The organism is Catellatospora bangladeshensis (genome assembly GCF_016862575.1).
Taxonomy (GTDB): domain Bacteria; phylum Actinomycetota; class Actinomycetes; order Mycobacteriales; family Micromonosporaceae; genus Catellatospora; species Catellatospora bangladeshensis.
On record NZ_BONF01000016.1, the window covers coordinates 92,516 to 112,962 of the forward strand.

The window sequence follows — 20,447 nt, forward strand, 5'->3', positions numbered from 1 at the left end:
GCTGGGCATATGCTGGCCGTGTGGCGGACGGGGCCGCGGGGCGCTACCTCGCGATCGCCGATCACGGGCTGATCGGCGATCTGCGCAGCGTGGCCCTGGTCGGGGTGAACGGCACCATCGACTGGTACTGCTGCCCGCGCTTCGACTCGCCCAGCGTCTTCGCCTCGCTGCTCGACGCCGACCGGGGCGGGAAGTTCGAGCTGGCCCCGACCGTGCCCGCGGAGACCAAGCAGTTCTACTTCCCGGACACCAACGTCCTGATCACGCGTTTCTACGCGTACGACGGCGTGGGGGAGATCCAGGACTTCATGCCGATCGTGGGCGACCCCACCGAGGCGGGGCGGCACCGGCTGATCCGGCGCGTGCTGTGCGTACGCGGCAAGCTGCCCTTCGCCGCGCTGGTCGCGCCCCGGTTCGACTACGGCCGGGCGCACCACGAGGTGCGCTGCGACGGCGACCGGACGGTGTTCGGCTGCCACATGCTGACGCTGGCGCTGACCAGCAGCGTCGAGGTCACCGTGGACGGCGGTGACGCGCGGGCCGAGTTCACCCTCGCCGAGGGCGAGACGGCGGTGTTCGCGCTGGACCGGGTCTCCGACGAGCTGCGCCCCCGGTCCTGCCCGCTGGCCGAGGCGGAGGAGCAGTTCGCCGAGACCGTGCGCTACTGGCGGCGCTGGCTGGCCGGCTCGCGCTACCGGGGCCGGTGGCGGGAGATGGTGCACCGCTCGGCGCTGACCCTCAAGCTGCTCACGTACGCCCCGACCGGCGCGATCGTCGCCGCCGCGACCACCAGCCTGCCGGAGCAGATCGGCGGCGAGCGCAACTGGGACTACCGCTACGTGTGGATCCGCGACGCGGCGTTCTGCCTGTACGCGATGCTGCGGCTGGGCTTCTCCGAGGAGGCCGCCGCGTTCATGGACTTCCTGGACCGGCACGTGGCGCTGCGCGGCGACGGCCCGGACGGCCCGCTGCAGATCATGTACGGCATCGACGGCCGAACCGACCTCACCGAGCAGGAGCTGCCGCACCTGGAGGGCTACCGCTGCTCCGCGCCGGTGCGCATCGGCAACGACGCCGTCGGCCAGCTCCAGCTCGACATCTACGGCGCGCTGATCGACTCGATCTACCTGTACGACAAGTGGGCGCACCCTATCTCCAGCGACCGCTGGGAGGAGGTGATCGCGATCGTCGACTGGGTCTGCGGCAACTGGAACCAGCCCGACGAGGGCATCTGGGAGACCCGCGGCGGCCGCCGCAACTTCCTCTACTCGCGCCTGATGTGCTGGGTCGCCATCGAGCGCGCCATCCGCATGGCGGTGCACCGCGGCCTGCCCGCCGACCTGCCGCACTGGCGGCAGACCCGCGACGACATCTACTACCAGATCATGCGCAAGGGCTTCTCGACCGACCGGCAGGCGTTCACCCAGCACGAGGACGCCGACGTGCTCGACGCCGCGGTGCTGATGATGCCGATGGCCAAGTTCATGTCCCCGTCGGACCCGAAGTGGCTGTCCACCCTGGACGCCCTCACCCACGACCTGGTCTCCGACTCCCTCGTCTACCGCTACGACCCGCAGGTCAGCCCCGACGGCCTGCGCGGTGTCGAGGGCACCTTCTCCATCTGCTCCTTCTGGTACGTCGAGGCCCTCGCCCGCGCCGGCCGCCTCGACGACGCCCGCCTGGCCTTCGAGAAGATGCTCACCTACGCCAACCACGTCGGCCTGTTCGCCGAGCAGATCGGCCACACCGGCGAGCAGCTCGGCAACTTCCCGCAGGCGTTCACCCACCTCTCCCTCATCTCCGCCGCCGTCAACCTCGACCGCGCCCTCGGCTGAGAGGCCCGGTCAACATGTGGGCGCGGCGGGGCGGGGAGGGCGGGCGGGTTGTTAGGCTGGGCGGTGGGCCGTGACTGGCGCGCTGGGATGGGTCACCATCGGGGAGCGGCTCCGTCATCGTGACGCTGTGCCGTGCGCCTGGGCCTCTTCCATCACGTCTAGGAGGTCCGATGTCTGACGCGTCCCTGTCCAGCGAGTCCCTTGCCTACCGGCACGCGCTGGACGTCATCGCCGCCGTCGAGCCGACCGTCGCCGCCGCCATCGGCGCCGAGATCGCCGACCAGCGCGACTCCCTCAAGCTGATCGCCAGCGAGAACTACGCCTCGCCCGCGACCCTGCTGGCCATGGGCAACTGGTTCAGCGACAAGTACGCCGAGGGCACCGTCGGCCGCCGCTTCTACGCCGGCTGCAAGAACGTCGACACCGTCGAGGCGCTCGCCGCACAGCACGCCAGGGAGCTGTTCGGCGCGCAGCACGCGTACGTGCAGCCGCACTCCGGCATCGACGCCAACCTGGTCGCCTTCTGGGCCGTGCTCGCCCAGCGGGTCGAGGCCCCGGCGCTGGCCAAGGCGCAGGCGCGGCACGTCAACGACCTGAGCGAGGCCGACTGGGCCGCGCTGCGCCACGAGCTGGGCGACCAGCGCATGCTCGGCATGTCCCTGGACGCGGGCGGCCACCTCACCCACGGCTTCCGCCCCAACATCTCCGGCAAGATGTTCGAGCAGCGCAGCTACGGCACCGACCCGGCGACGGGCCTGCTCGACTACGACGCGCTGGCCAAGACGGCGCGCGAGTTCCGGCCGCTGATCATCGTCGCGGGGTATTCGGCGTACCCCCGCCTGGTGAACTTCCGGATCATGCGGGAGATCGCCGACGAGGTCGGCGCGACCCTGATGGTGGACATGGCGCACTTCGCGGGCCTGGTCGCGGGCAAGGTGCTCACCGGCGACTTCGACCCCATCCCGCACGCGCAGATCGTCACCACCACCACGCACAAGTCGCTGCGCGGCCCGCGCGGCGGCATGGTGCTGTGCCAGACCGAGCTGGCCGACCAGGTCGACCGCGGCTGCCCGATGGTGCTCGGCGGCCCGCTGCCGCACGTCATGGCCGCCAAGGCGGTCGCGCTCGCCGAGGCGAAGCGGCCGGAGTTCCGGGACTACGCGCAGCGCATCGTCGACAACGCGAACGCGCTGGCCGAGGGGCTGCTGCGGCGCGGCGCGACGCTGGTCACCGGCGGCACCGACAACCACCTGGTGCTGCTGGACGTGTCGTCGTACGGGCTCACCGGCCGGCAGGCCGAGTCGGCGCTGCTCGACTCGAACATCGTCACCAACCGCAACGCGGTGCCGCAGGACCGCAACGGCGCCTGGTACACCTCCGGCATCCGGTTCGGCACCCCCGCCCTGACCACGCGCGGCCTGGGCACGGCCGAGATGGACCAGATCGCCGAGCTGATCCACACCGTGCTGTCCGGCACCACGCCCGGCACCGGCAACGACGGCAAGCCGTCCAAGGCCGCGTACGTGATGGCCGACGGCGTCGCCGACCGCGTCGCGGGCCAGACCACCGACCTGCTCGCCGGCTTCCCGCTCTACCCGACCATCGACCTGGGCTGACCCGGCCCACTCGGCCACGGGCGAACGGCTGGGCGCCGGACCTCGCGAAGATCGCTGCTTCGTGTCATAAAGTGCGGTGGGACCGCAGATCATGACACGAAGCAGCGATCTTCGCCTGTTTTCAGGGGCTGGCGCCGGGAGATGGTCGCGGGTTGGGCCGGCGGTGGGGGAGGCCCGTGAATCGCGGCCGGTTTTGAAGGTGCGCGGGTGGGTTAGCTTGGGCCGGTGGAAATGATGACATTGATGGTGCTCGGGTTCGTCTGTCTGGTCGTCGTGGCGCTGATCATCGTGATCGCGGCGGTCGCGGCGGCGTCGAGCGGCAAGGGCAAGCAGCGACAGCTGCACAAACGGGGCGGCGGCCATCCTGTCCACCACCACACGGGCACTCACGGGGATCAGTCCTACACCGACCCGGCCTGGCAGGGCGGCGACCCCGACGGCGGGTCGCGCGGCTGGTCCGGTGGGGACTCCGGAGACTCCCGCGGCTGGTCCGGTGGGGACTCGGGCAGCTCGGGGTCCGGCGGCTGGTCGAGCGGTGACTCGGGCGGCTCGTCGAGCGGCGGCTGGTCCGGCGGCGACTCCGGCAGCTCCTCCGGCGGCAGCAGCGACTCGGGCGGCTCCAGCAGCTACTGACGGCAGGCTCGCGATCGTCCTGATGTGAAAGGCCCCGTCCGCACGAGCGGACGGGGCCTTCGTCATGCCAGAGGACCGGGCGGGTGATCAGCCCTTGTTCGGGCCCGCGGTCACCGTGTCCACGGCGACCAGGGTGATCAGGTCGTTGAGGTCCGCGCCGAGGTACGCGTAGTCGCCCGCGGCGTAGTAGCGGCACAGGCCGACGTCGAACACGGCCGGCTTGGTGCCGTGCTCGCAGGCCACGGCCCGGTGCCCGGCGGCGACCTTCAGCGAGCTGATGTCGTCGTTGCCCGCGTCCCCGAGCCCGCCCTGCGTGTCCTCATAGAGGCCCGGGCCGAGCGCCGACTTGCCGCCCTTGAAGTCCCGGTCGGTGTACGCGGTGACGCCGGCGCCCTTCGCCGTCTCGCCGGAGACCAGCAGCAGCGAGATCGCGTCGTCGAGGTCGGTGCCGGTGAGCGTGTGCTCGCCGGCCGGGAACGCGCGGCAGCGGCCGAGGTTGCCCGTCCCGCCGCCAGTGCCGCCGTCGTTGGCGCAGGCCACGACACGGTAGCCAGGCTCGACGCGCAGCGAGCTGATCGTGTCGTCGCCGACCTCGGCGAGTTCCTTCTGACGGCCCTCGTACACCCCGCCCTCCAGGCTCTGGGCCTTGCCCTTCGCCTTGGGCTCGCTGAACACGGTGACCGGCGGGCCGACCACGCCGAGCAGCGAGACCTTGCCGTTGAGCTCGCCCAGGGTGGCGTGCTCGCCGCTGCCGAGGATCCGGCACACGCCGAGGTCGGCGCTGCCCGCACGGTCCCGGTCGCAGGCGATGAGCCGGTATCCGGCGCCGATCTTCAGCGAGCTGATCGGCGTGCTGTCGCCGCCGGCCAGTTCCCCGGCCACCGACTCGTGCATGCCCGCGCCCAGCGGCTGGCTCGCTCCCTTCAGGTTCGTCTCGCGGTATCCGACGACGCCCCTGCCCTCGACCGGCCCGCCGAACACGGCGAGCGACGAGATCTTGTCGTTGAACTCGGCGAGCGAGCCGTGCGACCCGGCGCCGAAGTAGCGGCAGGTGCCGAGGCTGGGCGCGGCGGCTGGGCCGTCGCAGGCGACGACGCGGTAGCCGCCGGCCACCTTGAGCGAGCTGGCCGTGTTGTCCTTGAGCTTGCCGAACGCGCCTGCCGCGGCGTCGAAGATGCCGGTGCCGAGGCCGCGGGACTCGCCCTTGAAGCCGCTGTCGGAGTACAGCGTCACCGGCGAGCTGGTGCCCTTGGGCGCGTACCGCACGCGCAGGATCTTCGCGCCGGAGTCGGTGGCGTCGCCGATCTTGGTGTACAGCGTGGAGAAGTAGAGCCCGTCGGGTCCCGGGGCGAGCGCCGCGACGCTGGTCTTGCCGCTGCCGGTGTACTCGATGAGGGTCTTCGGGTCGTCGACCGAGCCGTCCTTGTCGAACTCGAACTCGACGATCTTCTTGCCGCGCCGCTGCGGGCCGGTGGCGTAGGTCGGGCCGCTGAGCGTGACGAACGCGTTGCCGTACTTCTCCTGCGGGAAGCCCGCCGCGTGGTAGACCTCCGGCTCGGTGAAGGCGATGTTGACCGGGCCCTGGGTCTCCTTCCAGTTGTAGAGGGCGTTCTTGGTCAGCCCGCTGGCGCCGCCGGTCCAGTGGTAGCGGCCGCCCTTGGTGATCCGGGCGAGCCGGTCGTTGACCGAGGGCCCGTTCTCGACCGAGTAGTGCTGCCCGTCGGCCGTGCGCCAGGCGCCGCCGAAGGGGTTGCGCAGCCCGTACGCCCAGATGTAGTCCCTGGCCTGGAACTTGCCGGTGCCCTTGTAGAACGGGTTGTCGCTGGGCGCGGTGCCGTCCAGGTTCATCCGCAGGACCTTGCCGCGGAAGGAGTCCATGTCCTCGGCGGTGTCGGCGACGAAGCCGTCGCCCATGTGCACGTAGAGCTTGCCGTCCGGGCCGATGGTCAGGTTCGAGATCTGGTGCGAGGTCGACTGCTCCTCGCCCGGGAACTTGATGATCGTGTTCTGCTTGGCGGCGGTGAACCCGCCGTCGGTGCTCTGGAAGCGCACGATCTTGGCCAGCAGGTCGCCGTCGTCCTTGTACAGCATGGCCGCGATGACGTCGCCGGTCTTCGGCTCGACCACGATGCCGGTCAGGCCCATCTCGCCGGTGCCCGGGAACTGGGCGCTGGGGTCGAAGTCGAGCAGGTCCTTGGCGTAGGTCTTCTTCTTGAAGTCCCCGGTGACCGTGATGATCTTCCCGTACAGCTCGGTGACGTAGAACAGCGGCTTGGCCGGGTCGCTCGGGTGGTTCGGCACCATCGCGATGTTCACCGGCAGCGCGAAGTCCTCGGCCACCTCCTCGACCACGAAGCCGGGCTGGTGCACCTTCCAGTCACCCTCACCGGGCAGCGGCTTGCGCTCCACGTCGGTCTTGAACGGCCGCGCGGAGTACGCCGTCCACCCGCCGGACGTGTCGCGGTGGCGGACCCGCAGCGTGTACTGCCTGTCCGGGAGCAGGTCGGCCCGGCCGGCGAAGGAGTTCTCGAACACGCCGTCGCCGAGGTGCACGTGGACCCGGCCGGTCCCGCTGGCGCAGGAGTCGAACCAGACCCGCTCGCCGCCGCCGGGGCTGCCCGCCCAGATCTCCCAGTCGGTGCACAGGTGCACGTCGCCGCCGTCGTTGCCCTGCAGCGGACGCGTCTCCATGTGCACGTCCGCGGCGCTGAGCACGCGGTTGTCCTTCTCCGGTTCGGTGATGACGGGCGCCGACGGGGCGGCCGCCCGCGCGGCCGACGGCGCGGGCGCCGCGGCGGTGGCGAACATGAGGACGCCGGACAGCAGGGCTGTGCCGAACGCCCCCACCCTGAAATCACTATTCATGCTGGATAAGCCCCCCGAATATGTCACCAAATGTGACAAACCAGGTCAGGCTACCCAGAGCGGAGAATGGTATAAAGCGCACGCGCCGGAGCCGCCGGCGGCTGTGTGCGGCCGGCCCAGCCGGTGCGCGACACACCTGCGGGAGGATTGCCGTGGGCCGCGCACCGGGTCCGTACAGCGGAACTGTGGGACCGGGACCGCCCCGGATGGGCCGGAGACGCTCCCACCCCGTAGAGCGCCGCCGGTGGCGGCGGCGTCACTGCACCGGGCGCACCTGGCCGGACACGGCGAGGTCGGTGGAGGAGCCGGGAGCCGCGAAACCGCGTCCGGGCGCCCGCGGCGTCTGGCTCGCCCGGGCGGGCGCCCCGTTCTCCTTCGGCGACTTCGACGGATGCGCCTTGCTCGGCTGGACCGGGCTCGGCTGGACCTGGCTCGGGTCCAGCGACGTTGCGGGGTCCCCACCCGGCTGGCCGCCGTTGGCCAGCAGCGCCTCGCAGAACGTGGTCAGGTCCTGGTCACCCGCGGCGGCCACCAGCGCGGCGTACTCGGGACTGTCGGTGGCCTTCGGCTTGTCCTTCTCCGCGGTCGCCAGGAAGCTGCGGCACAGACCCTGCGCGTTGGCGGGCAGCGACGTCCCGGGCAGCGCCGACGGGGACAGGCTGGACGAGGGCCCGGGCGTGGGCGTGGGCGTCGCCGACGGCGCCGACCCGCGCGAGCTGTGCGCCGCCGACGGGGAGTCGCCCGGGTCCTGCTGCGGGCCGATCGGGAACGGGTTCGGCAGCACGCCGGTGCCCGTGGCGAACGCGACCCCGCCCACCGTCAGCGCGGCGACCAGCGCGGCCACCTTGAGCGTGAGCGCCCGGCGCAGCGTGCGGCCGGGCCGCGTGACGGGCGACGGGTACGCCGCGCGGAACGCCGCCAGCACCGTCTCGGCGCCGGCGTGCTCCTCCGGGCGGCCCGGCGCGGCCGCGCGCATCAGCAGCTCGGCGAGGGGGTCGCCGGTGGCGCGCTGGGCGAAGGCGTCATCCAGCCGCCGTTCGGAGGCGGCCTGGTCGTGCGCGTCGAACAGTTCGGTCATGCCCCCTCCTCGCTTCGCCCGCCGGTCGTCTGAGCCGCTGTCACCCATATGAATCGCTTGCTCATATCACCTTCTTCAGCGCCGAGCGCCCGCCCGGTGTCACTCGGCGCCCCGATTCCGCTCTCCGCCGAGCACGTCGGCCAGCCGCCGCAGGCCGCGGTGTGCCGCCATGCGCACCGCGCCCGATCGCTTGCCCAGCACGTCGGCGGCGGACTGCGCGTCCAGGCCCATCACCGCGCGCAGCAGGACCGCCTCCGCCTGGTCCCGCGGCAGCGAGGCGATCAGGGCCAGCGCGCCGTCGGTGGTCATCAGCTGCTCGACCGCGACCGCCGTGTCGTCGGCGGCGGGCAGATCGGCCATCGCCTCCACCGGCAGCGGCACGGACGGGCGGCGCTGGTGGTGCCGCAGGTGGTCCATGGCGCGGTGCCGGGCGATGGTCGCGGCCCAGCGCCGGAACCCGTTCTCGTCGCCCCGGAAGGTGCGCAGGTCACGCACGATCTGCAGCCACGTCTCGGAGGCCACGTCCTCGGCGTCGGACCCGACGAGCAGCCGCAGGTAGCGCAGCAGGGCGGGCTGCACCGCGAGGTAGAGCCGGTTGAACGCGGCCTCGTCACCGTGGCGAGCCGATTCCACCGCCGCCGACAGGTCGACGGCAGCGTGCGGACGCACGTCGGTCACCGGCAGCTCCCCTCGCACGCGACCCTGAGCGATTGATTGTGCACACATCCCACCCGTCTGTGCGAACCGGTCCGGTACGCGCGGCAGATTCGCCTCATCCGGTGTGACGGACGGCGGGGCCCCGACGCTCTATCGGTGGCACGTGCGCACGTGCCCGCCGCCGGCTCCGGCCACGGCGAGTACGAGGTCAGGGCAGCGGAGATGAGCAGAAGAAAAGGCGCCAACCGACCGGTCTTCGTCGACCGCACCGGGCGCCGCCGGCGGATGTTCACACTGCTGGCGGCGGGCGGCGGGGTGCTGCTCACCCTGATGATCGGCGTCGTGGCGGCCGGCTTCCTCGGCGTCGACCCGGCCCAGCTGCCCGGTCTGCCCCAGTTGCTGCCGGACCGGCCGGTCGCCGAGCTGTCCCCGACGGCCGAGCCGTCCCCCAGCCCTGAGCGGCAGACACAACCGTCGCCCGCCCCCGGGCCGGCGACCGTGTCGCCGACGCCCTCCCCGGCCAAGCAGACCGGCAAGCCGACGCCGCAGTCGTCGTCGGCCACCCGCGGCAACCGCCCCAGCGACCGGCCGCACCCGACGCAGTCGAAGAAGAACCCGTAACGATGACCCGTCACCTGAAGCGGCGTGAACCGCGCGCCCACTGGCTGCTGCTGGCGCTGTTCCTCACGGTCGCCCTGGCCGGGCTGTGCCTCAACGGATACGTCGAGCACGTCGGCGCGGAGGGCAGCGGCCCGCACCCGGTCGCCGACGACCGACCGGCCGCCGACGAGGTGATCGAGGGCGGCCCCGTGCAGCGGCCCGCCGCCGACGGCACCGTCACCACCAGCGCGATGCCGGCCAAGACCATCGCGCTCACCTTCGACGACGGCCCCGACCCGCAGTGGACCCCGAAGATCCTGGACGTGCTCGCCCGGCACGACGCCGCCGGGACCTTCTTCGTGGTCGGCGCGCAGGTCAACCGGCACCCCGAGCTGGCCCGGCGCATCGTCGACGCGGGCAGCGAGGTCGCCGTGCACACGTTCACCCACGTCGACCTGTCGTCGACCCCGGCGTGGCAGCGCAGCGTCGAGCTGAACCTGACCGGCAACGCCGTGGCCGCCGCGACCGGCGTCCGCGCCACCCTGATGCGCCCGCCCTACTCGGCGACCCCCGACGCGGTGACCGCCGCCGCGTACGACGCCATGCGCCAGGCCGCCGACGAGGGCTACCTGACCGTGCTCACCGACCTCGACACCCGCGACTGGGCCCGGCCCGGCGTCGAGCAGATCGTCGCCGCGGCCACCCCGGAGGCCGGAGCGGGCGCCGTCGTCATGATGCACGACTCCGGCGGCGACCGGTCGCAGACCGTGGCGGCGCTCGACGTGCTCATCCCGCGGCTGCAGGAGCAGGGTTACCGCTTCACCACCGTCTCCCAGGCCCTCGAACTGCCCGCGGCCCCGCCCGCCGAGGCGGGCCTGCGGCTGCGCGGGCACGCCCTGCGCTGGGCGCAGGTGGGCTCGGGCTGGCTGGCCGGGGCGATGACCTGGCTCATGCTCGCCGCCGTGGTGCTCGCCCTGCTGCGCCTGATCGTGCAGGTCTGGTGCGCCCGGGTGCACGTACGCCGGGTGCGCAAGGCGGCCCGCAGGCGCAAGCGCTACGTCGGGACGGTGTCGGTGATCGTGCCCGCCTACAACGAGGCCGCCAACATCGAGGCGACCGTGCGCTCGCTGCTCGCCAACGACTACCCGAACGTCGAGGTCATCGTCGTCGACGACGGCTCCAGCGACGGCACCGCCGAGATCGTGCGCCGGCTGCGCCTGCCCAACGTGTACGTCGTCGAGCAGGAGAACGCGGGCAAGCCCACCGCGCTGAACACCGGCGTCATGTTCGCCCGCGGCGACATCCTGGTCATGGTCGACGGCGACACCGTCTTCGAGCCCGACGCGATCGGCGAGCTGGTGCAGCCGCTGGCCGACCCGGCCGTCGGCGCCGTCTCCGGCAATACCAAGGTGGCCAACCGGGGCGGGCTGCTCGGCCGCTGGCAGCACCTCGAATACGTGATCGGCTTCAACCTCGACCGGCGCATGTTCGACATCCTGCAGTGCATGCCGACCGTGCCCGGCGCGATCGGCGCGTTCCGCCGCGAGGCCGTGGTCGACGTCGGCGGCGTGTCCACCCAGACGCTGGCCGAGGACACCGACTTCACCATGGCGATCATCCGGGCCGGCTGGCGGGTGGTGTACGCCCCCGACGCCATCGCGTGGACCGAGGCGCCCGCGTCGCTGCGGCAGCTGTGGCGGCAGCGCTACCGCTGGTGCTACGGCACCATGCAGGCGATGTGGAAGCACCGGCGGGCCGTCGTCGAGTCCGGGGCGTCCGGGCGGCTGGGGCGGCGTGGCCTGGCGTACCTCACCATGTTCCAGGTGCTGCTGCCGCTGGCCGCGCCGATGGTGGACATCTACGGCGTATACGGCGCGATCTTCCTGCCGCCGCTGCAGACGGCCGCGGTCTGGCTGGGCTTCACCGCGCTGCAGGCGCTGACGGCGGCGTACGCGCTGCGGCTGGACGGCGAGCGCTACGGCCCCATCTGGAGCCTGCCGCTGCAGCAGATCGTGTACCGGCAGCTGATGTACCTGGTCGTCATCCAGTCCACGGTGATGGCGCTGATCGGCGACCGGCTGCGCTGGCACCGCATGGTGCGCACCGGGGCCGCCACCGCCCACGCCCGCACCCACGCCTGACCGGCGTCGCCCACACGGACGGACAGCTTCCTCGCTCCTGGTGACGATGGCGGCGGCCGTCTCGCCCGGCTGCTTGGCGCGCCGGTAGCATCGATGATGTGCGGGCGACGGGATGGGTGAGGTCATGGAGCAGCGTGCCGCCGGCAAGAAGCGCGCGGTGACCAAGGACGTTGTCAAACGGTTCGCCGCGAAGTCCGCGAAGGTCTCCGCTCAGCTGGAGCGTCGGGATGTCCCGGCCGGTCATGTGCGCTCGGCGAAGGTCGCGGCCTACCTCGCCGCCCGGCGAGCACAAGACTGATGGCGCTTGCGCCTGGTTACGGTGAGACTCCGCTGCCCGATGATGAGCTGGTCTGGTTGGTGCCCGCGGCCCTGGAGGCCCTGGGCGAACCGGTCCGTAAGGCTGACATCTACGACCTCGAGGAAGCGGAGTACGAAGTCGTTGCCGAGCGGCTGATCCAGCAGGTGCTCGATGGGGACCTGGATGTCGAGGATCTGCTGAGGGACGGCTTTCTTCGCGATCTGCACACGAACCTGTACAGCGGCATCTGGCGGTGGGCCGGTCAATATCGCAGGCATGAAGTGACCATCGGCATCGCTCCGGAGCAGATCGCCACCACCCTGCGAAGCTCGCTCGAGTCGATGGCCTATCGCTGGCAGAACACCGACGACTGGAACGCTCGAGAGCTGGGCGTCGCTGCTCACGCGGAATCGGTGAGAATCCACCCCTTCTGGGACGGCAACGGCCGGACCACCCGGCTGTTCGCTGACCTGGTATTCCTGGCCGCTCAGGACGGAGAGACGATCGAGGTCTACGACTGGGCAGTGGACAAGGGCGAGTACATCGGCCTGCTGCGCCGCTACGACCAGGATCGGGATCCGCGAGCTTCGGCTCGGTTCGTCCCCGTGCAGCTGTTCGAATAGCGGTCTCTTACTCAGGCGGTCCCCGAGTGCGGCGGGACCGGGCGCTTCGGAACGCACCGTGCGCTGACCTCTGTGTCCAGTGCGCGGGTGAGGCGCTCCAGCACGTTCACGGTGGGGACCATGCCGCCCGCCTCGAACCGAGCAATCGCGGAGTGTGTCATGCCTGCCGCGTCGGCCAGCGCGGACTGGCTCCAGCCGCGCTGCTCGCGCAGTTCGCGTACCGCCCTGCCGAGTTCATACGCCAGGCGGGTCGCCTCGTACGCTTCGTGAGCGCCGGACTCGGCCATACGCCGGTCCCGCCACGACCGCCAGTCACCATGCCCGGCCGCTGGGCCACCTGCATTCATGGCGACGATGCTATGGCGACGTAGTTGATGATCGCCAATTCGATAGTGACACATGGACATCGATGGACGCTCTAACAGTGAACCTTGTTTCCTGTCGGGCGACACCCCAACGGAGGTCCTCATGAGACGCCTGGCACTGCTCATCGCCGTACTGATCGGGCTGGCCGGGCCGATGCCCGCGGCAGCCGCACCCGCCCCCGCGCCGCTCGCGGTGGCCGCGACGCCGATTCAGATCTACGGCGCGTGGCACTGCAGCAACGACGCCTGCACGTGGGGCACCGTGCGGTCGGTGGCCGAGTTCGACAGCCAGAACCACTGGCTCGTCGACCGCGGCGACGGCCGCCCGTCGGTCAACCTGGTCGTGCTCAGCTTCGTCAACCCGCTGAAGCTGCTCAACCAGACCACCGACGCGGCGACCCTCAACGGCGTGCCGCGCGGCATGACCCAGGAGATCGTCAACCACTTCACCTCGCGCGGCATCCGGGTCATGTTCTCCATCGGCGGCATCACGTACACCGACGACTGGGACGCGGCGCTGACCGCCAACGGCACCCTGCTCGGCCAGCGCGCGGCGGCGGTGGCCACCCAGTTCGGGGTCGGCATCGAGATCGACTACGAGCAGAACACGAACCCGAACACGGCCGCGCTGCAGAACTTCATCACCGCGTACCGGGCGGTGCACCCGTACGACGCCTCGGGCGCGAACCCGCGGGCGCGGTTGACGATCGACATCGCGGCCGGGGACCGGTGGCTGATCGAGCTGAACCGCAAGGCGACCGCGGACTGGCTGCGCACCGACAACCCGGTGCTGGACTGGGCGAACGCGATGGTGCCCGCGCGGCAGCCGTCCGTGTCGTCGGCGCAGGCCAACTGGCAGGAGCATGTGGACGGCAAGCTGCAGTACAGCCCGCCGGTGCCGCCGCTGGCCCCGGCCAAGTTCACCGGCGGCCTCTACGTCGCCGAGGGCGCCAAGGTCCGCCCCGAGTGCAACAACTACGCGAACTCGCTGCAGAAGGCGACCGCGCCGTACGTGCAGTCGGTCGCGCCCAACGGCGCCGGTACGACGGCGGGCATGCTCGGCTTCATGTTCTGGGCCGCCGAGAAGCCCTCGACCCGCGGCATCGGCACCGCCCCGCCCAACACCTGTGAGAACGGCATGGGCGCCGGCGCCACCGCCCTCTCCATCCCCATCCCCATGCCCTCGCTCCGCCAGAGCTGACCCATCTACAAGATCGCGGCGATCTTGCGTGAACTGTTAGGGATATGCCCGTTGCGGGCGTGTCGTCCCCACAGTTCACGCAAGATCGCCGCAAGGGGGCGTCACGCGCGGTAGGCGTTCCAGGCGTCGAGCATGCGGGTGGCCTGGCCGGCGGTGAACTCGTACATGCAGGCGTCGTCGGTGTAGTCCATGAAGTTGTGGATCGGGTCCAGGCCCGGCTTGCTCTTGCAGGTGTCGAGGTTGGTCGGGCAGCCGAAGGCGGCCGACTTCTCGGCGGGCGTGTCGGCGACCTGGTCGCCCTGGCCGTTACAGCCGCCCTGGAAGGTGTGGTAGAGGTTCAGCCAGTGGCCGATCTCGTGGGTGGCGGTGTCGCCCAGGTTGTACGGGCTGGCGTTGCCGCCGGGCAGCGACTCGGCGAGGATGACCGCGCCGTCGTACGTGGTGAGGTTCGACTGCGGGAAGGTCGCCCAGCCCAGCAGGTCCTGGCTGAGCAGGCCGGTGTAGATGTTGAGGGTGCCCGCGCCGCCGACGCGCAGCGCCGCCTTCATCGCCTTCTCCGTGTTGGAGTTGTAGACGATCGGGTACCAGGCCGCGTTGGTGACCCGGTTGATCGACTGCAGCTGGAACGCGAACGCGGTCGCGGCCCCGCCGGTGCCACCGGAGTAGGCCTGGTTGAGCACGTTGATCTGGCTGGTGATCATCGAGTCCGGGATGTTGCCGTTGGCGCGGGTGCCGTCCTCGGAGATCACGTGCACCACCACCGGGATGGTGACGGCGGCCGCGGCCGCGGTGGCGGCCTGGGCGGGCGCCTTGCCGCGCGCCTTGAGGGCGGCCTGCAGCGCCTTCTCGTTGGCGGTGACCTGGTCGGCGGTCAGCTCGTTGGGGTCGGTCTTGGCGGAGCCGCCGGGCTTGGCCTTCGCGTGCGCGTCGGCGGCGGGTTCCACACAGACCGGCGCGGGCGCCGCGGCCACACCGACCGCCGCCCCTCCGGTGAGAGTGGACGCCGCGACGAGCGCGGTCAGCCCGAGCGTGCTGAGGGAGCGCCTCAGGTTCATCGAATCACCTCTCCTGCCCACGGCGCGGTGGGGTTGTCCGCGCCGTTCACATGCATGTGGGAGGGACGTTAGAGACGATCGTCGGGTATCTAAATCATTCGATCGGCGGGGGCGGCTGTCGCGGTCGTGTCACGGGTGCTCGTTCTGCCTGATTCGGGATGGCCGAGGCGCTCTGTCCGGTAGAACTGGGGCTGTGGCCGACCGTCGCGCGCCGTTGCCGGAGCTGATCCGGCCCATGCTGGCCACCCTCGGTGAGCTGCCCCCGCCCGCGCAGGACGGAAGCTACGGCTACGAGCTCAAATGGGACGGTGTACGCGCGATCGGGTACGCCGAGGGCGGCCGGGTGCGCGCGCTGACCCGCAACGACCTCGACGTCACCGCGGCATACCCGGAGCTGCTTGCCTTCGGTGCGGCGCTGGGCACGACGAGCGCGGTCTTCGACGGGGAGCTGATCGCGTTCGACGCCGCCGGGCGGGTCTCGTTCGGGGCGCTGCAGCCGCGGATGCACCTGCAGGACGCGGCGCGGGTGCGGCGGCTGGCCGCGTCGACCCCGGTCACCTACGTCCTGTTCGACCTGCTGCACCTGAACGGGCGCGACACGACCGGACTGCCGTACCGGCAGCGCCGCGAGCTGCTGGAGGGGCTGGGGCTGTCCGGGCCGCACTGGGACACGCCGCCCTACACCGAGGGCGGCGGGCCGCGCCTGCTGGCGACCTCGCGCGAGCAGGGGCTGGAGGGAGTGATGGCGAAGCTGCTCGACACGCCCTACGAGCCCGGCCGCAGGTCCCGCGCGTGGATAAAGATCAAGAATCTGCGTACCCAGGAGGCCGTGATCGTCGGCTGGCGGCCCGGCCAGGGCAACCGCGCCGACACCATCGGCTCGCTGCTGCTCGGCATCCCGGGAACCGGCGGCCTGGTGTACGTCGGCTCGGTCGGCACCGGCTTCACCCGGCAGATGCTCGGCGACCTGCGCGCACGGCTGTCGAAACTGGAGCGGGCGGATTCACCGCTGGCCGCATCGCCGCCCGCCCGGGATGCCCGCGACGCGCACTGGGTGAGCCCGGAGCTGGTCGGCGAGGTGCGCTTCACCGAGTGGACGCGCGACGGCCGCCTGCGCCACCCCGCCTGGCGCGGCCTGCGCCCGGACAAGTCCCCATCGGACGTCGTCCGCGAATCCTGAGGTTAGGAAGGGCACCTTCTACTACGGAATCCGAGCTGAGCAGCCGCTCGTCTCGCTGACGCGAGCCGACGAAGGTGCCCTTCCTTACCTGCCGAGGAGGGGGATGTCGAGGATGCCGGCGTGGTAGTCGCGGACCGCCTGGGACAGCTCGTCGATGCTGAGCTGGCCGTCGTGGTTCTCGTCGATCTGGTCGAACGCCTCTTCGGCGTGCGGCTTGGTGACGCCGATCGCCTCGATCCAGTTGCGGAACTCGACGGGGTTGATCTGGCGGTCGCCGTCGGTGTCGCACAGGTCGAGGGTCGCGCTGAGGGTCGGGCGCAGCACGGCGCTGAAGCCGGTGTCGCCCATCAGGATGATCTCGGTCTGCGCCACCCGGTCGAACTGCTTCGCCGACAGCGTGCCGTCGGGATCCACGTGCGCCTTGGTGGCCAGGTACTCCCACATGGCCAGATAGGCGTCCATGACCGCGCGGGCCCGCGGGGAACGCTCGTCCTCACCGAACGCGGCCACGATGCGACGGCCCTCGTTCTCGAAGTCCGAGCGGTCCACGTGCCCGTTGCCGTCGGTGTCCCACAGCCGGAACCGCCGTGCGAGCCGCTCGCTCCGAACGTCCAACATGTGTCGCACCCCCTGCTCTGCCGGCGCAACGCCGTACGGAAACCGGTGGCCTCATGATGGGAACCCGTCAGCCGCGGAACCCGAGGCCTGACTGGACATTACCAAGCGCCGCGAACCGGCGACGCCTCGTTGCCGTTCTGTTACACAGAGTGTGTGGCCGGCGCGGCGGCGCGTTTGCCGTCTGCGGCCCGGGGGAATACAGGCCCGTATGGCGCGCCCTCGCATCGTCGTCGTCGGGGCGGGGTTCGCGGGTTACCACGCGGCCCGCGCACTGGCCCGCTCCGCACACGGCAACGCCGACATCCTGGTGATCAACCCGACCGACTACCTGCTCTACGTGCCGCTGCTGCCCGAGGTCATGGCGGGGCTGCTAGAGCCGCGGCGCATCGCCGTGTCGCTGGCCCGCGCGCTGCCGCAGGTGCGGCTCGTGCCCGGCGAGGTGCAGAGCATCGACCTCGACCGCCGCCGCCTGCTCTGCCTCGGCCCGGAGGGCGGCAGCGCCGTCGTCGAGTACGACCGCCTCGTGCTCACGCCCGGCAGCGTCAACCGGCTGCTGCCCATCCCGGGCGTCGGCATGTACGCCCACGGCCTGCGCGGCCTCGCCGAGGCGATGTTCCTGCGCGACCACATCACCCTCCAGCTCGAACTCGCCGCCAACACCACCGACCCCGAGGAGCGCCGCGCCCGCTGCACTTTCGTCGTGGTCGGCGCGGGCTACACCGGCACCGAGGTCGCCGCGCACGGGCAGCTGTTCACCGACGCGCTCCAGCAGGCGCTGCCCCGGCTCCGGGAGCGGCCCCGCTGGCTGCTGCTCGACACCGCCGAGCGGGTGCTGCCCGAACTCGATCCGCGCCTGTCCCGCACCGCCGCCCGGGTGCTCGCCCGCCGCGGCGTGGACGTGCGCATGGGCACCTCCGTGGTGGAGGCCCAGGCCGACGGGGTGCGCCTCACCGACGACTCGTACGTGCCGACCCGCTCGCTGGTCTGGTGCGTCGGCGTGCGCCCCGACCCGCTCGTGGAGAGCCTCGGGCTGCCCACGGTGCAGGGCCGGCTCGTGGTCGACGAGTACCTCACCGTGCCCGGTCACCCCGAGCTGTTCGCCTGCGGCGACGCCGCGGCCGTGCCCGACCTGACCCGCCCCGGCCAGTACACCCCGATGACCGCCCAGCACGCGGTACGCCAGGGGCGGGTGCTCGCGCAGAACGTCGCGGCCTCGTGCGGGGTGGGCACGCGCAAGGCGTACCGCCACCACGATCTCGGGTTCCTGGTCGACCTCGGCGGCTGGGACGCGGCCGCCAACCCGCTCGGCGTGCCGCTGTCCGGGCTGCCCGCGGCCGTGGTCACCCGCGGCTACCACCTGCTGTCGCTGCCCGGCAACCGCGGCCGGGTCGCCGCCGACTGGCTGCTCGACGCGCTGCTGCCGACGTCCGCCGTACGCCTCGGCCTGGTCCCGCCGCAGGCCGCCGACCTGCAGCTGAGCAGCGAACCGCTCGCCTCCGCGGCCCGCCACGCGGCCCCCGCCCCGCCCGTCCCGGCCGGGTTCATGCCCGCCGACCCCGACGGCGAGCGCTGAAGGTCAGCTGGCGCGGGACTTGCGGGTGGGCAGGGGGAGGCCGAGCTGCTCGCGGATGGCGCGCTGCACGGCGGGCTTGCTCGCGGTGGCGTCCACGCTGACGACCAGCTCCTTGGCCCGGAACAGCTCCAGCGCCGGGTCGGTCTTCGCGTGGTAGTCGGCCAGCCGGGCGGCTAGCGCCTCCTCGGTGTCGTCCTCGCGGCTGACCAGCTCGCCGCCGCAGGCGTCGCAGCGTCCCTCGCGCACCGGCCGGTGCTCGATCAGGTTGTAGTCCATGCCGCAGTTCGAGCACAGGCGGCGGGCCAGCACCCGGCGGCGCACCTCGCTGTCGGGCAGGTCGAGGTGGATGACGGCGTCTACGTCGTACCCCTCCATGAAGAACTGGGCCTGGCGCCGGTTGCGGGGGAAGCCGTCGAGGATGAAGCCGTAGTTCCAGTCGTGCAGGGCGAGCCGGTCGCGCACCACGGACTCGGTGAGCGCGTCGTCGACCAGCTCCCCGGCGCTCATCGCCCGGCGCACCTGCGCCCCGAGCTTGGTGTGGTACTGCACGTGCCAGCGGTAGATGTCGCCGACCGCGATGTGCACCAGGTCGAACTCCGCGGCGAGCTGCTTGGCCTGGGTGCCCTTGCCGCTGCCCTGGATTCCCATGATCACGTACTTGCGCACGACTGGATCCTTTCACGCCGGGGTATCGGTAACGAGTGATTTGTCTCGCTCGCGGGTCTTTACGGCGGTAGGTTGCGAACGTGGGGCCATCCGCTGAGGACCATGCCGGAGCCGTACGCGCACTGCGGGCGCAGTACGAGTCACTGCCCCGCGGGGAGACCGTACGGCTCGCGAAGAGAACGTCCAACCTGTTTCGCTTCGGGCGCGCGAGCGCCGGGCCGGGGCTCGACGTCAGCGGCTTCGACCGGTTGATCGAGGTGGACCCCGCCGCCCGCACCGCGCGGGTGCAGGGCATGGTGACCTACGAGCGGCTGGTCGACGCGACCCTGCGCCACGGCCTGATGCCGCTGGTCGTGCCGCAGCTCAAGACGATCACGCTGGGCGGTGCGGTGGCCGGGCTGGGCATCGAGTCCGCCTCGTTCCGCAACGGGCTGCCGCACGAGTCGGTGCTGGAGATGGAGATCATGACCGGCGACGGCCGGGTGATCGCCGCCCGGCCGGATAACGAGCACGCCGCGCTGTTCCGGGCCTTCCCGAACTCGTACGGCACGCTCGGCTACGCGCTGCGGCTGACCATCGAGCTGGAGCCGGTGCGGCCGTTCGTGAAGCTGCGACACCGGCGCTTCGACGACGCCGCGGCCTGCTTCGCCGCGCTCGACGAGATCTGCACGAGCGGCCACGACGGCGACGCCCGGGTGGACTTCCTGGACGGCACCGTGTTCGGGCCCCGGCAGATGTACCTGACCATCGCCTCGTTCACCGACACCGCGCCGTGGACCAGCGACTACACCGGCCAGGAGATCTACTACCGGTCGCCGCTGCGCCGCCCCATCGACTACCTGCCCGTGCGCGACTACCTGTGGCGCTGGGACACGGACTGGTTCTGGTGCTCGCGCGCGTTCGGCGCCCAGCACCCGGTGGTGCGCCGGCTGTGGCCGCGCCGCTACCGCCGCTCCGACGTGTACCACCGCATCGTCGGCTTCGACCGGCGGCACCGGGTCAGCGCCCGGCTGGACCGGCTGCGCGGCCGCCCGCCGCAGGAGGCGGTGGTGCAGGACGTCGAGGTGCCGGTCGGGCAGGCTCCGGAGTTCCTGGAGTTCTTCCTCGGCGAGGTCGGCATCACGCCGGTGTGGCTGTGCCCGCTGCGGCTGCGCCACCCCGAGCCGTGGCCGCTCTACCCGCTCAAGCCCGGCGGGCTGTACGTCAACTTCGGGTTCTGGTCCAGCGTGGCCCGCCGCCCGGGCCAGCCCGAGGACCACCACAACCGGCTCATCGAGGCCCGGGTGGACGAGCTGGGCGGGCACAAGTCGCTCTACTCCACCGTGCACTACCCGCCCGAGGAGTTCTGGGAGCTCTACAACGGTCCGGCGTACGCCGCGGTGAAACGCGAGTACGACCCGGACGGGCGGCTACCCGACCTGTACGACAAATGCGTTCGGTGAG

The 20,447-nt window shown here is 71.5% G+C and carries 18 protein-coding genes and 1 riboswitch; of the genes, 11 read left to right on the plus strand and 7 right to left on the minus strand.

The genetic code is table 11. The features are described from left to right. Positions 1-20: 20 nt before the first annotated feature. The 3 genes from Cba03nite_RS15380 to Cba03nite_RS15390 all read left to right on the plus strand — a co-directional run bounded on the left by Cba03nite_RS15380 (position 21) and on the right by Cba03nite_RS15390 (position 4,084). Complete coding sequence (locus Cba03nite_RS15380) at positions 21-1,835, plus strand: glycoside hydrolase family 15 protein (protein ID WP_203746335.1); 1,815 nt, start codon at positions 21-23, stop codon at positions 1,833-1,835. Between the two features lie 60 nt (positions 1,836-1,895). Next, positions 1,896-1,986, plus strand: a riboswitch (ZMP/ZTP riboswitch). 19 nt (positions 1,987-2,005) lie between these two features. Then, positions 2,006-3,451, plus strand: coding sequence for a glycine hydroxymethyltransferase (locus Cba03nite_RS15385; RefSeq protein WP_203746336.1), 1,446 nt, complete (start codon positions 2,006-2,008; stop codon positions 3,449-3,451). A gap of 243 nt (positions 3,452-3,694) precedes the next feature. Then, positions 3,695-4,084, plus strand: a complete 390-nt coding sequence (locus Cba03nite_RS15390; RefSeq protein ID WP_203746337.1) for a hypothetical protein — start codon at positions 3,695-3,697, stop codon at positions 4,082-4,084. An 87-nt stretch (positions 4,085-4,171) separates the two neighbouring features. Here Cba03nite_RS15390 and Cba03nite_RS15395 read toward each other — a convergent pair whose 3' ends face one another. The 3 genes from Cba03nite_RS15395 to Cba03nite_RS15405 all read right to left on the minus strand — a co-directional run bounded on the left by Cba03nite_RS15395 (position 4,172) and on the right by Cba03nite_RS15405 (position 8,705). After that, on the minus strand, positions 4,172-6,949 hold the full coding sequence (locus Cba03nite_RS15395; protein ID WP_203746338.1) for a PQQ-dependent sugar dehydrogenase: 2,778 nt from the start codon (positions 6,947-6,949) through the stop codon (positions 4,172-4,174). 256 nt (positions 6,950-7,205) lie between these two features. Further along, a complete protein-coding gene (locus Cba03nite_RS15400) occupies positions 7,206-8,027 on the minus strand; it encodes a hypothetical protein (RefSeq protein WP_203746339.1) in 822 nt (273 codons plus the stop codon). Positions 8,028-8,126: 99 nt separating this feature from the next. Then, positions 8,127-8,705, minus strand: a complete 579-nt coding sequence (locus Cba03nite_RS15405) for an RNA polymerase sigma factor (protein ID WP_239125759.1) — start codon at positions 8,703-8,705, stop codon at positions 8,127-8,129. A 135-nt stretch (positions 8,706-8,840) separates the two neighbouring features. On the opposite strand from Cba03nite_RS15405, the gene Cba03nite_RS15410 reads away from it, so the two are divergent. The 4 genes from Cba03nite_RS15410 (at position 8,841) to Cba03nite_RS15425 (ending at position 12,346) form a co-directional block, all read left to right on the plus strand. Further along, positions 8,841-9,305, plus strand: coding sequence for a hypothetical protein (locus Cba03nite_RS15410; protein ID WP_203746343.1), 465 nt, complete (start codon positions 8,841-8,843; stop codon positions 9,303-9,305). Positions 9,306-9,307: 2 nt separating this feature from the next. Then, positions 9,308-11,425, plus strand: a complete 2,118-nt coding sequence (locus Cba03nite_RS15415; protein ID WP_203746345.1) for a bifunctional polysaccharide deacetylase/glycosyltransferase family 2 protein — start codon at positions 9,308-9,310, stop codon at positions 11,423-11,425. Positions 11,426-11,549: 124 nt separating this feature from the next. Then, positions 11,550-11,723: a hypothetical protein gene (locus Cba03nite_RS15420; protein ID WP_203746347.1), complete on the plus strand. Its 174-nt coding sequence runs from the start codon at positions 11,550-11,552 to the stop codon at positions 11,721-11,723. After that, positions 11,723-12,346, plus strand: a complete 624-nt coding sequence (locus Cba03nite_RS15425; protein WP_203746349.1) for a Fic family protein — start codon at positions 11,723-11,725, stop codon at positions 12,344-12,346. The genes Cba03nite_RS15420 and Cba03nite_RS15425 overlap by 1 nt, the downstream gene beginning before the upstream one ends. Before the next feature lie 11 nt (positions 12,347-12,357). On the opposite strand, the gene Cba03nite_RS15430 is transcribed toward Cba03nite_RS15425, so the two are convergent. Next, the gene (locus Cba03nite_RS15430; RefSeq protein ID WP_203746350.1) at positions 12,358-12,693 is read right to left on the minus strand and encodes a helix-turn-helix domain-containing protein; all 336 of its coding nucleotides are present in this window, start codon (positions 12,691-12,693) and stop codon (positions 12,358-12,360) included. Positions 12,694-12,814: 121 nt separating this feature from the next. Here Cba03nite_RS15430 and Cba03nite_RS15435 point away from each other — a divergent pair, with 121 nt between their 5' ends. Continuing rightward, on the plus strand, positions 12,815-13,912 hold the full coding sequence (locus Cba03nite_RS15435; RefSeq protein WP_239125760.1) for a glycoside hydrolase family 18 protein: 1,098 nt from the start codon (positions 12,815-12,817) through the stop codon (positions 13,910-13,912). A gap of 101 nt (positions 13,913-14,013) precedes the next feature. On the opposite strand, the gene Cba03nite_RS15440 is transcribed toward Cba03nite_RS15435, so the two are convergent. After that, positions 14,014-14,967 (minus strand): zinc metalloprotease, encoded by a 954-nt coding sequence (locus Cba03nite_RS15440; protein WP_203746351.1) that lies wholly within the window; start codon positions 14,965-14,967, stop codon positions 14,014-14,016. A 193-nt stretch (positions 14,968-15,160) separates the two neighbouring features. Between Cba03nite_RS15440 and ligD the strand changes: the two genes are divergently transcribed. Then, complete coding sequence (gene ligD, locus Cba03nite_RS15445) at positions 15,161-16,147, plus strand: non-homologous end-joining DNA ligase (RefSeq protein WP_239125761.1); 987 nt, start codon at positions 15,161-15,163, stop codon at positions 16,145-16,147. Between the two features lie 84 nt (positions 16,148-16,231). Here ligD and Cba03nite_RS15450 read toward each other — a convergent pair whose 3' ends face one another. Continuing rightward, the gene (locus Cba03nite_RS15450) at positions 16,232-16,765 is read right to left on the minus strand and encodes an EF-hand domain-containing protein (protein ID WP_203746352.1); all 534 of its coding nucleotides are present in this window, start codon (positions 16,763-16,765) and stop codon (positions 16,232-16,234) included. A gap of 208 nt (positions 16,766-16,973) precedes the next feature. Here Cba03nite_RS15450 and Cba03nite_RS15455 point away from each other — a divergent pair, with 208 nt between their 5' ends. After that, complete coding sequence (locus tag Cba03nite_RS15455; protein ID WP_203746353.1) at positions 16,974-18,338, plus strand: NAD(P)/FAD-dependent oxidoreductase; 1,365 nt, start codon at positions 16,974-16,976, stop codon at positions 18,336-18,338. A 3-nt stretch (positions 18,339-18,341) separates the two neighbouring features. Here the strand turns inward: Cba03nite_RS15455 and Cba03nite_RS15460 are convergent, their stop codons facing one another. Next, positions 18,342-19,004, minus strand: a complete 663-nt coding sequence (locus Cba03nite_RS15460; RefSeq protein WP_203746354.1) for an adenylate kinase family protein — start codon at positions 19,002-19,004, stop codon at positions 18,342-18,344. Positions 19,005-19,084: 80 nt separating this feature from the next. Between Cba03nite_RS15460 and Cba03nite_RS15465 the strand changes: the two genes are divergently transcribed. Then, the gene (locus Cba03nite_RS15465; RefSeq protein ID WP_203746355.1) at positions 19,085-20,446 is read left to right on the plus strand and encodes an FAD-binding oxidoreductase; all 1,362 of its coding nucleotides are present in this window, start codon (positions 19,085-19,087) and stop codon (positions 20,444-20,446) included. The last annotated feature ends 1 nt before the right edge of the window (position 20,447 follow it).

Coding starts and splice junctions, on each gene's coding strand:
- Cba03nite_RS15385 (WP_203746336.1), top strand. CDS start 2,006: ATGTCTGACGCGTCCCTGTCCAGCGAGTCCCTTGCCTACCGGCACGCG.
- Cba03nite_RS15390 (WP_203746337.1), top strand. CDS start 3,695: ATGGTGCTCGGGTTCGTCTGTCTGGTCGTCGTGGCGCTGATCATCGTG.
- Cba03nite_RS15395 (WP_203746338.1), bottom strand. CDS start 6,949: ATGAATAGTGATTTCAGGGTGGGGGCGTTCGGCACAGCCCTGCTGTCC.
- Cba03nite_RS15400 (WP_203746339.1), bottom strand. CDS start 8,027: ATGACCGAACTGTTCGACGCGCACGACCAGGCCGCCTCCGAACGGCGG.
- Cba03nite_RS15415 (WP_203746345.1), top strand. CDS start 9,308: ATGACCCGTCACCTGAAGCGGCGTGAACCGCGCGCCCACTGGCTGCTG.
- Cba03nite_RS15420 (WP_203746347.1), top strand. CDS start 11,550: ATGGAGCAGCGTGCCGCCGGCAAGAAGCGCGCGGTGACCAAGGACGTT.
- Cba03nite_RS15425 (WP_203746349.1), top strand. CDS start 11,723: ATGGCGCTTGCGCCTGGTTACGGTGAGACTCCGCTGCCCGATGATGAG.
- Cba03nite_RS15430 (WP_203746350.1), bottom strand. CDS start 12,693: ATGAATGCAGGTGGCCCAGCGGCCGGGCATGGTGACTGGCGGTCGTGG.
- Cba03nite_RS15435 (WP_239125760.1), top strand. CDS start 12,815: ATGAGACGCCTGGCACTGCTCATCGCCGTACTGATCGGGCTGGCCGGG.
- Cba03nite_RS15440 (WP_203746351.1), bottom strand. CDS start 14,967: ATGAACCTGAGGCGCTCCCTCAGCACGCTCGGGCTGACCGCGCTCGTC.
- Cba03nite_RS15450 (WP_203746352.1), bottom strand. CDS start 16,765: ATGTTGGACGTTCGGAGCGAGCGGCTCGCACGGCGGTTCCGGCTGTGG.
- Cba03nite_RS15455 (WP_203746353.1), top strand. CDS start 16,974: ATGGCGCGCCCTCGCATCGTCGTCGTCGGGGCGGGGTTCGCGGGTTAC.